Source organism: Variovorax sp. GW821-FHT09D05, from assembly GCF_059416325.1.
The window spans coordinates 670,886-683,315 of sequence record NZ_JBWKOZ010000003.1 but is presented as its reverse complement, the minus strand read 5'-3'; the positions used below and the strand labels follow the sequence as shown (position 1 = coordinate 683,315).

The 12,430-nt window shown below is 66.0% G+C and carries 14 protein-coding genes and 2 riboswitches; of the genes, 2 read left to right on the top strand and 12 right to left on the bottom strand.

Going from position 1 to position 12,430, the window contains the following annotated elements; all coding sequences use genetic code 11:
* Positions 1-31: 31 nt before the first annotated feature.
* The 10 genes from gcvH to AC07O3_RS11155 all read right to left on the bottom strand — a co-directional run bounded on the left by gcvH (position 32) and on the right by AC07O3_RS11155 (position 8,492).
* Complete coding sequence (gene gcvH / locus AC07O3_RS11200) at positions 32-403, bottom strand: glycine cleavage system protein GcvH (protein ID WP_093055555.1); 372 nt, start codon at positions 401-403, stop codon at positions 32-34.
* 60 nt (positions 404-463) lie between these two features.
* On the bottom strand, positions 464-1,636 hold the full coding sequence (gene gcvT, locus AC07O3_RS11195; RefSeq protein ID WP_097198881.1) for a glycine cleavage system aminomethyltransferase GcvT: 1,173 nt from the start codon (positions 1,634-1,636) through the stop codon (positions 464-466).
* Between the two features lie 45 nt (positions 1,637-1,681).
* Positions 1,682-1,794, bottom strand: a riboswitch (glycine riboswitch).
* Positions 1,795-1,806: 12 nt separating this feature from the next.
* Positions 1,807-1,897: riboswitch (glycine riboswitch) on the bottom strand.
* A 33-nt stretch (positions 1,898-1,930) separates the two neighbouring features.
* Positions 1,931-2,488 (bottom strand): hypothetical protein, encoded by a 558-nt coding sequence (locus AC07O3_RS11190; RefSeq protein WP_097198882.1) that lies wholly within the window; start codon positions 2,486-2,488, stop codon positions 1,931-1,933.
* 98 nt (positions 2,489-2,586) lie between these two features.
* Positions 2,587-3,051, bottom strand: coding sequence for a L,D-transpeptidase Cds6 family protein (locus tag AC07O3_RS11185; protein ID WP_093073256.1), 465 nt, complete (start codon positions 3,049-3,051; stop codon positions 2,587-2,589).
* 106 nt (positions 3,052-3,157) lie between these two features.
* Positions 3,158-4,450, bottom strand: a complete 1,293-nt coding sequence (locus AC07O3_RS11180; protein WP_495339321.1) for a TRAP transporter large permease — start codon at positions 4,448-4,450, stop codon at positions 3,158-3,160.
* Positions 4,451-4,461: 11 nt separating this feature from the next.
* On the bottom strand, positions 4,462-4,974 hold the full coding sequence (locus tag AC07O3_RS11175) for a TRAP transporter small permease (RefSeq protein ID WP_093055565.1): 513 nt from the start codon (positions 4,972-4,974) through the stop codon (positions 4,462-4,464).
* A gap of 97 nt (positions 4,975-5,071) precedes the next feature.
* Positions 5,072-6,046 carry a TRAP transporter substrate-binding protein gene (locus tag AC07O3_RS11170; RefSeq protein ID WP_495339320.1) on the bottom strand — a complete coding sequence of 325 codons (975 nt, stop codon included), beginning with the start codon at positions 6,044-6,046 and terminating at the stop codon, positions 5,072-5,074.
* A gap of 45 nt (positions 6,047-6,091) precedes the next feature.
* Positions 6,092-7,111: a D-erythronate dehydrogenase gene (gene denD, locus AC07O3_RS11165; RefSeq protein WP_495339319.1), complete on the bottom strand. Its 1,020-nt coding sequence runs from the start codon at positions 7,109-7,111 to the stop codon at positions 6,092-6,094.
* Positions 7,112-7,149: 38 nt separating this feature from the next.
* A complete protein-coding gene (locus AC07O3_RS11160) occupies positions 7,150-7,902 on the bottom strand; it encodes an anti-sigma factor (protein WP_495339318.1) in 753 nt (250 codons plus the stop codon).
* Complete coding sequence (locus AC07O3_RS11155; RefSeq protein ID WP_354338228.1) at positions 7,899-8,492, bottom strand: RNA polymerase sigma factor; 594 nt, start codon at positions 8,490-8,492, stop codon at positions 7,899-7,901. Before AC07O3_RS11155 ends, AC07O3_RS11160 begins: the two co-directional genes overlap by 4 nt.
* Before the next feature lie 127 nt (positions 8,493-8,619).
* Between AC07O3_RS11155 and AC07O3_RS11150 the strand changes: the two genes are divergently transcribed.
* Positions 8,620-9,156, top strand: a complete 537-nt coding sequence (locus AC07O3_RS11150) for a DUF3455 domain-containing protein (RefSeq protein WP_495339317.1) — start codon at positions 8,620-8,622, stop codon at positions 9,154-9,156.
* Between the two features lie 37 nt (positions 9,157-9,193).
* Here the strand turns inward: AC07O3_RS11150 and AC07O3_RS11145 are convergent, their stop codons facing one another.
* Complete coding sequence (locus tag AC07O3_RS11145; protein ID WP_426389118.1) at positions 9,194-9,679, bottom strand: tetratricopeptide repeat protein; 486 nt, start codon at positions 9,677-9,679, stop codon at positions 9,194-9,196.
* Between the two features lie 89 nt (positions 9,680-9,768).
* Between AC07O3_RS11145 and AC07O3_RS11140 the strand changes: the two genes are divergently transcribed.
* Positions 9,769-10,365: a hypothetical protein gene (locus tag AC07O3_RS11140; RefSeq protein WP_426389117.1), complete on the top strand. Its 597-nt coding sequence runs from the start codon at positions 9,769-9,771 to the stop codon at positions 10,363-10,365.
* A gap of 258 nt (positions 10,366-10,623) precedes the next feature.
* Here AC07O3_RS11140 and AC07O3_RS11135 read toward each other — a convergent pair whose 3' ends face one another.
* Positions 10,624-12,321 (bottom strand): electron transfer flavoprotein-ubiquinone oxidoreductase, encoded by a 1,698-nt coding sequence (locus AC07O3_RS11135; RefSeq protein WP_495339316.1) that lies wholly within the window; start codon positions 12,319-12,321, stop codon positions 10,624-10,626.
* Positions 12,322-12,430 lie beyond the last annotated feature (109 nt).

The following is a 12,430-nucleotide window of genomic DNA, read 5'->3' as shown; positions in this document are numbered from 1 at the left end:
AAGAAGGAAGGTGGCTGAGAAACTCAGCGGATCAGGATTCGGCGGCGAACTTGTCGTAGGAGGCCGCGTCCAGCAGGGCGTCGAGCTGCGCGGGCTCGCTCAGCTTGACCTTGAAGAACCAGCCGGCGGCCAGCGGATCGCTGTTGGCGAGCGACGGGTCGGCGCGCAGCGCCTCGTTCACTTCGGTGATCTCGCCCGACACGGGCATGAACACGTCGGCCGCGGCCTTGACCGATTCGACGACGCCGGCAACTTCGCCTTGCGCAAAGGTCTTGCCGACTTCGGGCAGGTCGACGAACACCACGTCGCCCAGCGCGTCCTGCGCATGCACGGTGATGCCGACGGTGGCTGCGTCGCCTTCGGCCGACACCCATTCGTGGTCCTTGGTGTACTTGATGCTCATGGAAAAACTCCTCGTGGAAAAAATGAATCGGGGTGTAGAGCCTAGCCGGGTCGACCGGGCTCAGCCGCGGTAGTAGCGAGTGGGCACGAAAGGCATCGTCGAGACTTCCATCGGCACCGGCTTGCCGCGCACGATGGCCTGCACGCGCGTGCCCGGCTCGGCAAAAGCGGTGGCCACGTAGCCCATCGCGATGCAGCGGTCGGCCGTCGGGCCGAGCAGGCCGCTGGTGACGATGCCGATGTCGTGGCCTTCGAAAGATTGCAGCACCGTGCCGTCGCGCACCGGAATGCGTTCGAGGGCGACGAGGCCCACGCGCTTGCGCTTCAGCGTGTTGTGGTCGGTGTGGCCGGCAGCGCCTGCGGTAGCGACGGCAAGCTGCGCGAGGATCTTTGTCGCGCCTGGAAAGCCGCCTTCGCGCGCGCCGCCTGTGCGGCGCACCTTCTGCATCGCCCAGTTGAGCGAGGCCTCGACCGGCGTGGTGGTGGTGTCGATGTCGTTGCCGTAGAGGCACAGGCCGGCTTCGAGCCGCAGCGAATTGCGCGCGCCCAGGCCGATGGGCTTGACCTCGGGTTGGGCCAGCAGCAGGCGGGCCAGCGCCTCGGCATCCTTCGCGGCCACCGAGATCTCGAAGCCGTCTTCCCCGGTGTAGCCGCTGCGGGTGACGAAGGCGGCAATGCCGCCGATCTGCACCGCACCGCCCGTCATGAACACGAAGCGCTCGATGCCGGGCGACAGCCGCGCCAGCGTGGCCGCGGCCTGCGGGCCCTGCAGCGCGAGCAGGGCGTGGTCGGGCAGGGGCTGCACTTGGCAGCGGCTGCCGATCTTCTGCTGGATGTGGGCGATGTCGGCCACCTTGCAGGCGCCGTTGACGATCACGAAGATCGAGCCGTTGCCTTCATTGAAGAACATCAGGTCATCGAGGATGCCGCCTTCGTCGTTCAGCAGCAGGCCGTAGCGCTGCTTGCCGGCGGGCAGGTCGATCACGTCGACTGGCATCAGGGTTTCGAAGGCGGCCGCTGCGTCGGGCCCAACGAGGCGCAGCTGGCCCATGTGGGAAATGTCGAACAGGCCGGCCGCATCGCGCGTGTGCTTGTGCTCGGCCATCAGGCCGGCGGGGTACTGCACCGGCATCGAATAGCCGGCAAAGGGGACCATGCGGGCACCGAGCTCCACGTGGAGGTCGTGCAGCGGCGTCTTGAGAAGTTCGGTAGCGGGGGCGGAAGAAGCAGCCACGGGGCACTCCAAAGGGGCAGACGAAATCCATGACGCAAGCCATGGGCCACCCCTGCTGTCCGCTTTACCTGAGAGATTCGCCCCACGATCGGGGTTTGCTCCTTCGGTGGGCCGATGGGCAGTTTTCACTGCAACGGCCTCTCTCCAGCAAGGAAACGCCGGTGTTCACCGGCGCCTTGTCAGTCCTTTTGCCTGAGCGTTCGGGAAACCCCTGCGCCTTCGGCGGCCCCGGCACGCGGGGCTCTCTCCTGACCCTGGCGAGTGTAGTGGATCGCGCGGGGCCGGGGTTCGGCGTCAGTGGATGATTTCGGCCGGCGGCAGCAGCTTGTCGATGCGCTCGCGCAGCGATTCGGCCCGCTCCACCCCGGCGGTTTTCTCGATCTCGGTGAGCATCAGCGCGGCGATGGTCAGCATCGCCTCGCGGTCGCGGGCCTCGCGCAGGGCGTCGCGCATCTGCAGCGCGAACTTCGGGTCGCGCCGCACGAACATGCGCTCGCAGATGTCGAACAGGAACATGCGCGTGGTGGCCAGCGAGCGCTTGCCGTCGAAGGTGTCGGCCGAGGTGGTGGCGACCTGGATCGGCTCGGCGGCGGCGATAGGCGCGGGCCGGGCGGGGGCCGCCGGTGCGGGCGCGGGTGCCGCAGCAGCAGCTTGTGGGGCCTGCAGGTAGCCCCGCTGCACCAGCGCCTGGATCGCCTGTTCGGCTTCAACCCGGTTGGAGAACAGCGGACTGAAGTCGGTCAGCGAGCGCCGGCCATCGGCCATCAGCAGCAGGGCGCGCTCACGCTGGCTGAGCGTGCGCTGTCCGCCCTGGAGTTCGTCGCGCGCCTTGTCGGTCTTGGTGGGAAACATGGCAGCCACAGCTTTCGGGAATCGAGGGCTGCAGCATCGTTGCAAGTGGTGACATCTTCATGAACCGTTTGCCTTACAGGGGCAATCGCGGCTGGCCTTCAGCCCGCGCTTTCCTTGCGTATGAGCCACTGGTTGCCCACGCGCTGCAATTCCAGCGTCTTGCGGCTCTTCTCGCGCAGCTTGTCGGCGCTGTAGGTCTGTTGAAAGCTTGCGCTGGCCGCCTGCCCCTGGACGCTGATGACCAGGCTGTCGATGCTCACGCTGATGGTCGTCTTGTCGGTAATGCGCGCGCGGCGGTCCGCCTCCCAGGCCTTGCGGTCCTGGCCTCGGGGCGGCGTGAAGTCGGGTGCATAGGCGGCCAGGTAGCGCACCACGTCCCGGGCTGACCAGGCCGCGGCCCAGGCGCGCACGGCGGCTTCGACTTCGCGGATGCTGGAGGCGGGATCGGCCGGCGCTGCTGCCGATACGGGGGCTGGTGCCGCGGCGGGCGTTGCGGGCGGGGCGCCGAAGGCAGCCGGAGCCAGCAAGGCGCCGCCCAGCAGGCAGCTCAGGAATCGATTCATGGCGCAGTCCCCTCCTTGTCGGTTGTCGGCCCTTGGCCCGTCGCCCGATTCTGGCAGTGAACATCCGCCGATTCACCGGGCCGATCAGGCCCCGGAGCCCAGGCCGCTACTTGAACCCGAGTACGTGCGGCAGCCACGTACTCAGCGCGGGCACGAAGGTCAGGATGAGCAGCACAGCCCCATGCGCCCAAAGGAACGGCACCAGCTCCTTCACCAGCGCCGACATCGGTACCTTCGACACGTTGCAGGTCACGAACAGCAGCCCGCCCACCGGCGGCGTGATCATGCCCAGCGTGAGGTTGAAGATCACGATCATCGCGAAGTGCACCGGGTCCACGCCCAGCTTGATGGCCACCGGCGCGAGGATCGGCGCCAGCACCATCACGCCCGGCAGTGGCTCGATGAAGATGCCGAACAGCAGCAGGAACACGTTGACGATGATCAGGAACATCCACGGCGAGAGGTTCATGCTGATGAGCCATTCGGCCATCTGCTGCGGAATGCCCTCGATGGTCAGCACCCACGCGAACGAGGCCGACAGCCCGATGATGATCAGCACCGAAGCCGACAGCAGGGCAGAGCGCGAGAGGATGTCGGGCAGCATCTTCCACTCGAGCGTGCGGTAGACGAACTTGCCGCACACCAGCGCATAGAACACCGCCACCACCGAGGCCTCGGTCGGCGTGAACCAGCCGGCGCGCATGCCGCCCAGGATCACCACCGGCAGCAGGATCGCGGGAATCGCCTTCCAAGTGGTGACCAGGATCTCGCGCAGCGGAGGTGTTTGCCCGTCGCCCTTGTAGTTGCGCTTTTTCGAGACGTAGAAGTTCACGACGCACATCGCCACCGCGATCAGGATGCCCGGCATGATGCCGGCCGCGAACAGCGTGCCGACCGATACGCTTTCGTCCTGCAGCGCGTAGATGATCATGATGATCGAGGGCGGAATGATCGGCCCCACGATGGCGGTCGAGGCCGTGAGCGCCGCCGCGTACGAGCGGTCGTAGCCGGCCTTGTCCATCATCTTGATGAGCATCGACCCCGGCCCCGCCGCGTCGGCCAGCGCCGAGCCCGAGATGCCCGAAAAGAAGGTCAGCGACACCACGTTGGTGTAGCCCAGCCCGCCGCGTCGGTGGCCCACGAACTGGCCTGCGAAGCGCAGCAGCACCTCGGTGAGCGAGCCGCCGCTCATGAGTTCGGCCGCAAGAATGAAGAAGGGCACCGCCATCAGCGGAAAGCTGTCGATGCCGGTGAAGGTTTCCTTCAGCAGCACCATCAGCGGGTAGTTCTCCGCAAGGATCAGCGTGGTAACGGTGGAAAGGCCCAGCGCAAAGGCCACCGGCACGCCGATGGCCAGGAAAATGCAGGCGGAAACGATCAGAACAATGCTTGCGTCCATGGTCGTTCTCCTTACAGCGACGCCGAGGCGTTGGCGTCGAAGTGCGCGTCGGACGCGAACTCCCTGCGCAGCACGTAGCCGCGCACCACCAGCAGCCAGTGCACGATCAACAAGATGCCGCCGAACAGCATCGCGCTGTAGATGTAGGCGAACGGAATCTGAGTCACGGCAGTGAGCTGGAACATCGTGCGTTCCATGTACAGCCAGCCGTACCAGACCATGAAGCCGAAGAATGCGAAGAGCAGCCCGGCGACGACGATGCGCACCGCGACGGCCGCGCTGCGGGGCAAGGCGTCCTGCAGGTTCTCGACCGCGATGTGCCCGCCGTAGCGCAGCACCGGCCCGGCGCCCAGGAAGGTGAGCCAGATCATCATGTGGCGCGACACCTCTTCCGCCCATTCGAGCGACTGGCTCGTGGTGTAGCGCAGCACGACGTTGGTGAAGATGATGACCGACATGGCGGCCAGCAGAAGAATCAGCGCCCAGCGGTTGGCGGCGAGAAAGTAGCGCTCGAAGGCTTGCACTTTGTGTTGTTCTCTGTTCTGTCTGAAAAACGAAGCGCCCGGCGCACGCATGCGTGCCGGGCGCGTTGCCGGAGGGCCGGCCGTTGCGGCTCAGGGCTTACTTGACGTCCGTGATCTTCTTGATGTTGTCCGCGCCGAATTCCTTGGCGTAGCTCACGTAGGCGGGCTTCAGCGCCTCGCGGAAGGCGGCGCCGTCGACGGTGCGCGTGACCTTCATGCCGTCTTTCTCGAGCTGGGCAATGCCGTTGTTCTCGTCGTCGTTGACCTTCTTGCGCTGGGCAATGGCGGCCTTCTTCGCGGCCTCGGTGAACACCTTCTTGTCGGCGTCAGACAGCTTGTTCCACACCTTCGGCGACAGCAGAAGCAGCGCCGGCGAGTACACGTGGCCCGTGAGCGAGAGGTGCTTTTGCACCTGCGAGAACTTCGACGACAGGATCACCGGAATCGGGTTCTCCTGCCCGTCGACCGTGCCTTGCTGCAGCGCGCCGAACAGTTCAGGGAAAGCCATGGGCGTGGGCAGGATGCCGAAGGTGCGGTAGCCGTCCATGTGCACCTTGTTTTCCATGGTGCGCATCTTCAGGCCGGCCGCGTCGCTGGGCTTGACGATGTCGCGCTTGCTGTTCGTCATGTGGCGAAAGCCGTTCTCCGTCCAGGCCAGCGCGATGATGCCCTTGCTCGGGAACTTGGTCAGGATGTCCTGCCCGATGGGGCCGTCCATGACTTTGCGCGCATGGTCGTAGTCGCGAAACAGGAACGGAATGTCGACGATCTTGACCTCGGGCACGAAGTTGCCCACCGGGCCGGTCGAGGTGTTGACCAGGTCCTGCGTGCCGAGCTGGATGGCCTCGATCTGCTCGCGCTCGCCGCCGAGTGCCGAGTTGGCGAAGTGCTGGCACTTGTAGCGGCCTTGGGTGCCTTTCTCGATTTCTTCGCAGAACACCGTGGAGCCCACGCCGTAGTGCGACTCCTTGGAAGTCGCGTAGCCGATCTTCAGAACGGTCGGTTGCTGCGCGAAGGCGGAAGCGCCCAGGGCAAGCGAAAGGCAGGCGGCGGCGATGTGGCCGAGTTTCATGATGTCTCCGGGGGTTGGGGTCAGGTGCGCGTCAGGCGCAACGGACTATGCAACACCCGGGAGCTTTACCGCGTCGGGATTTTCACGGACGTACTCGCGAATGACGGTCTCGAAGTTTTCGTCAGACATGAGCCCCAGCGCCCTCGCGCGCACGGTATCGATGTGGCCCGGCCAGGTCTTCACGATTCGCTGGATCGTCGGGTCGGGTGTGCGGTCCAGCAGGGCGGTGGCGGCCTTGCCGGCCACGCGCTCCAGCGCCGCGGCCATTTCGCCGACCGTGGTGGCGAGAGAGGGCAGGTTGAGCGCGGTGCGCGGGCCCCACTGCGCATCGCTGGCCTCGGCGGCGCGGATGATGCCTTCGATGGTGCGCGCCGGTGACGCAATGGCGACAGGCGTTGCGTCGGGCACGGGGCAGGCGGCGGGCAACCCGGCCAGCGGCTCACGGATCATGCCGCTGAAGAAGCCCGAGGCCGCGCCGTTGGGCTTGCCCGGGCGCACGCTCACCGTCATGAGCCGCACGCTGCGCCCGCGCACGAAACCCTTGCGCGTGAAATCGGCCACCAGCTGTTCACCAATGAATTTCTGGATGCCGTAGCTGGTCTGCGGAGTGGGCAGCGTGTGGTCTTCGATCACCTTCGGCAGCGGTTGCTCGGGCGAATCGCCGAACACCGCTAGCGAGCTGGCGAACACCAGCACGGGTTTCGTGCCGAGCGTGCGTACTTTTTCGAGCAAGGCATGCGTGGCCGCGAAGTTGCTGCGCATGCCGAGGTCGAAGTCGGCTTCGCATTCACCGCTCACCGCGGCGGCCAGGTGGAAGATGGCATCGGCTTCGCGCCAGACGGTGGCATCTGCGTCAGCGGCAAGCTGTGCGTTCAGGTCGCCCGTCACGGTGGTGATGCGCGCATCGGCCGCGAGGTCGGCGGGAGCGCCCGCGCGGTCGACCAGCGTGATGCGTTCGATGGGCTGGGCCGGTGCGCCGGCCAGCGAAAGCTTGCCTTGCTTCAACAGCGTGCGTGCGAGGCGCGCGCCCAGAAAACCGGCGCCGCCGGTGATGACGATCTGCATGGGTTTTGTCTCCTGTGAGCCGCAAGAATAAGCGAGGCTCACCAGAGCTTGGCGCAGGCGCCGCTCAACACCACATCGGCACTGGGGGCCGCGGGCGAGGCGCTGCGCTCGCGCGTCACGACGAGGCGCGAGACCTTCGACAGAAGTTTCTCGGAGGTGTCGGGCAGCGTCAGCGTGCCAGCGCCGCTCGCCGGCACCGCGCCGATGGCGAAGGGCGCTGCATCGGCGGGCAAGGCCCACAGCACGAGCCGTTCGTCGCCCGAAACGGGCAGCGCCGTCGCACCCAGCACCTTCAGCGTGACCGTGCGGCCATGCCGCAGCGAACTGACCAGCAGTCGCCCCCGGCCCTCGGTGTCGGTGAGCACGCCCACATAGCTTTGCGGCAGCCGCTCGCCCGTACGCATCGCGAGCTGGTCGCTCGTGATGAAGGCGCCGGGCACGGCAAGGAACAGCGCGCTTGCGGCGATGACGCCCGCCACGAGCCCGCCGAAGCTGAAGCCTGCGGGCCGCAGCCAGCTGGTCCAGTGAGAAGGCCGTGCCTGTCGTGCTTGCTGTGCCTGGGCGGGTTGGGTGCGTGCGGCGATCGCGCGCCAGAGATCGGCCGAAGGCTTGCGCTGCGGTACCGACAGGGCCAGCTGCCCGAGCCGCTGCTCCCATTGCGCGACCACGTCGCGCACGTCCGCGCGATCGCGCATCAGCCGCTCGAAGCGCCGCCGTGCGCCGCCCTCGAGCGTGCCCAATGCGTAGGCCGATGCCAGTGCATCGAGCAGGCGGGCGTCGGTGTATCTCATGGCGCCACCCCTTGCGCGCTCAGGCAGGCACGCAGCTTGTCGAGCCCGCGCCGTATCCATGCCTTGACCGTGCCGAGCGGCGCATTCATCTGTGCAGCCACCTCGGTGTGCGACAGGCCCTGGTAGTAGGCAAGCGCCAGGCTCTGGCGGAAGCTGCCGTCGAGCGCAGACATGCAGCCATCAATGCGAAGCGCATGCATGGCCTGGTCGAACAGCTGCGCTGCGCCGGGGGCCGGGTCGGCTGCCGTATCGGCCTCGGTTTCTGCCTCTCCGTCCGGACCCGTGGCCAGCGGTTGTTCGTGGGTGTTGCGCCGCTTGCGCGCGCGCAGCGCGTCCAGCGCCTTGTTGCGCACGATCGCGATCAGCCAGGTGATGGGCTGGATCTCTTGCCCGTCGACGCTGGAGCGATAGCCGCCCGCGTTTTTCCAGATGCTCACATAGGCCTCTTGCAGCACGTCTTCGGCCGCCTGTTCATTGCCCAACATACGAACCGCGACGCCGAACAGATGCAGGTGCGTGCGTTCGTAGATCTGGGCAAAGCACGCGTGGTCGCCACGGGCCGCGCCGGCGATCAGGTCTTGCAGGCTCATCAGAATATTTCTATTCATGCGGGCGAGTATTGCATCCGTTCCTGCGTGCGTGTCGTTTCTGGAGAAGGGCCGGATGATCCGGTCCGCACTCGTTCGTTTATCTTGTCTTCCTGAACCGGGAAATGCCATGACATTGAAATCGACGCGAATTCTTCCCTCGTGCGCTGCCCTGCTGGGCGCCGCCTTGCTTGCTGCTTGCGCATCGCCAGCCACCGAACTGCCGGCCGCCATCAGGGCATCCGATGGCGAACGCGCCGCCTTCACCTGGCACGCAGTGGGCGTGCAGATCTACGAATGCAAGGCCGGCGACAAGGGCGCGCTGGCCTGGCAGTTCGTGGCGCCCGAGGCGGAGCTTTACGGCCCCGGCGGCGCCAAGGCCGGCACGCACGGCGCGGGGCCCAACTGGACCGCGCTGGACGGCAGCAAGACGCTGGGCACGGTGAAGGCCCGCGCCAACGGCCAGCGCGAGGCCGACATTCCGTGGCTGCTGCTGTCCGCCAAGTCGGCGGGCGGCCCCGGCAAACTGGCCGACGTTACCAGCGTGCAGCGCATCAATACCCTTGGCGGCAATGCGCCGGCAAAGGGGTGCGAGGCGCAGGCCGATGCGGGCAAGCGCATCCGGCAGGACTACAGCGCGGACTACGTCTTCCTGGTTGCCAGGTAGCCGCCACATGAAGCGGGCCGGCCGGCCCGCCTCATGCTCAGCTCTTCTTGGCGCCACCGGCCTTGAAGCTCTCGACGGAAGCCTTCAGGTCCTTGTACTCCGGGCAAGCCATGTTGCAGGCCTGGCCCAGCGCGGCAAGACGCTGCTCGGCCTTGGGCAGGTCACCCATCGAGATGTACAGCTCACCAGAGTATTCGAGTGCGCCGACGTGCTTCGGATCGATCTTCAGCGCGGCGTCGTAGTACTTCTCCGAGGCGGCCCACTTGCCGGCGCCGGACTTGCGCAGGGTGTAGCCCATGAGGTTGTTCCAGTCGGCATTGCCGGTGTCGTTGACGCGTTCGAGTTCGCTGATGGCTGCAGTCCACTTGCTGTCGGCGATAAGGGCGCGGGCGGCGGACAGCTTGTTGGCAGGCGTAGCCTTGGCGACCGGTGCGGGGGCAGGTGCCGGGTCTGCGGCGAGCACGTGGCCGGCGGCGAGGGCCAGAGTTGCGGCGATGGCGATGCGGTGGAGCAGGGTGTTCATGGCGAAAGATCCTCTTCGAGAAGTTGAATGGGTTGGCGGGCGGCAACGTGCATCGCCGTCCTGATTCCATTTACGCCACGGGTTTCCGAATGGACGCATCGCCGCGGAAAAAACCGGACGATGCTTTCCGCAGTGCTCCTGTCGCGGATGAGTTCACGCTTAAAGTACCTGCTGGAGCGGAGGATCAGTTCATGGACAGCAGATTTGAAGTGTCGGATGCCGTGCGCAATCTCGACCCGGACCGGATCGATAGCGACCGGTTCAGTTGGCGCGCCGCGTTGCTTGGCGCGGCGGTTGGTGTCGGCGGACAGACCTATGGCAGTACCCTGCTCGCTAATGTGAGCACCCTGGTCCTGCAGTCGCTGGGCGCCTCTCCCAAGGAGGCCTATGCGCAGGTCTACGGTTTTGCGTTGACACCCAGCCTCGTCCTGTCGTTTGCGCTCGGGGTGTGTGTCTACCTTGCTTGTGGCTATGTCGCCGCATCGCATGCGCGCAGCCGGCCTTGTCGGCACGGGCTGGCCGCAGGCCTGATGACGGCTTCGTTCTTCGTGCTCATGGTGATAGGGCCCTACGGATCCTCGATACCCGGCTGGTACGCGTGGCTGGCACTGACACTGCCGGTCGCATGCGGCACGGCAGGGGCGTATCTGTATGCGCGCAAGCGCGGAGGCGGCGTGAAGCCGTAAATATTTCCTGGACGCGGGGAGTGCGGACAGACGTTGAAGAGCCGATAGAGCGGCAGTTGATCGGCAAACACAACAGCAGCACTCATCGTGCGAAGGGCGCCGGGTGCTCCCCGCAGCGAAATAAAGGAGGAGGCCGAAGGCCGGGGGACATTCGCGGAGGGGAGCACCCGGTGGCCTTCGCACGCACCCCCGAGCGCACACAGCACCGAAGCGAAAAAGCCCTCCGAAGAGGGCTTTTCCAAACAAGCGCAGAGCGCCTTACATCCCCACGTAGTTCGGCCCGCCACCGCCCTCAGGCGTAACCCACACGATGTTCTGCGTCGGATCCTTGATGTCGCAGGTCTTGCAGTGCACGCAGTTCTGCGCGTTGATCTGCAGACGCTGCTTGCCGTCTTCCGTGCCGACGAACTCGTACACGCCGGCTGGGCAGTAGCGGCTCTCAGGGCCAGCGAACTTGGCGAGGTTGATGTTGACCGGCACCGTCGCGTCCTTCAGCGTCAGGTGGGCCGGCTGCTGCTCTTCATGGTTCGTGTTGCTGATGAACACGCTGGAGAGACGATCGAAGGTGAGCTTGCCGTCCGGCTTCGGATAGACGATGGGCTTGCACTCCACCGCGGGCTTCAGATACTGGTGGTCGGGCTTGTTGCGGTGCAGCGTCCATGGAATGTGGCCCTTGAGCAGCCATTGCTCGATGCCGTTCATGAAAGTTGCAATGCCCAGGCCCTTCTTGAACCAGGCCTTGAAGTTGCGCGCCTTGTTCAGCTCGGCGTGCAGCCAGCTCTTCTCGAAGGCAGCCGGGTAGGCCGTGAGCTCGTCGTGCTGGCGGCCGGCTGTGACCGCGTCGAAGGCGGCCTCGGCGCACAGCATGCCGGTCTTGATGGCGGCGTGGCTGCCCTTGATGCGGCTCACGTTGAGGTAGCCGGCCTCGCAGCCGACCAGTGCGCCGCCCGGGAACACCGTCTTGGGCAGCGACATCAGGCCGCCGGCCGTGATGGCGCGCGCGCCGTAGCCGATGCGCTTGGCCGGCTTGATGCCCTTGGCCTCGTCGCCTTCGAGGTACCAGCGGATGTTGGGGTGCAGCTTCCAGCGCTGCATTTCCTCGAACGGGCTCAGGTAGGGGTTGCTGTAGTCCAGACCCGTGATGAAGCCCATGGTGACTTTGTTGTCCTCCATGTGATAGAGGAAGGCGCCGCCGTAGGTGTTGTTGTCCATCGGCCAGCCGGCGGTGTGCAGCACGAAGCCGGGCTGGTGGCGCTTGGGGTCGATTTCCCAGACTTCCTTCACGCCGAGGCCGTAGGTCTGCGGGTCTTTACCTGCGTCGAGCTTGTACTTTGCGATGAGCTGGCGGCCCAGGTGGCCGCGCGCGCCTTCGGCGAACACCGTGTATTTGCCCAGCAGCTCCATGCCGAGCTGGAAGTTCTCGGTCGGTTCGCCGTCCTTGCCGACACCCATGTTGCCGGTGGCCACGCCGCGCACCGAACCGTCTTCGTTGTAGAGCACTTCAGCGGCCGGAAAGCCCGGGAAGATCTCGACGCCGAGATTTTCAGCCTGCTGCGCCAGCCACTTGGTGAAGGCGCCCAGGCTGATGATGTAGTTGCCGTGATTCTGGAAGCAGGCCGGCAGGAAGAGGTTGGGAGTGCGCAGGCTCGACTTCTCGCCCAGGAACACCATCGCGTCGTCTGTCACCGGCTGGTTCAGCGGGGCGCCCAGTTCCTTCCAGTCGGGCAGCAGTTCGTTGAGCGCGCGCGGGTCCATGATGGCGCCCGAGAGGATGTGCGCGCCGGGCTCCGAGCCCTTTTCGAGCACCACGACCGAGATCTCTTTTTCGTGCTGCGCGGCGAGTTGCTTGAGCCGGATCGCGGTCGAGAGGCCGGCCGGGCCGCCACCGACCACGACCACGTCGTATTCCATGGCTTCGCGAGGGCCGAACTGGGCGAGGATTTCGTCGTGGGTCATGTGGGTTGGGTCGATAATGATTTTTCGAGGCGCGGGGCTTCCCGGGTTGCGGGGCATTTTATGCGGCGTCCACGGGCGGTCCGTGTCACTCGTGGGCGGGGCGCTTGGG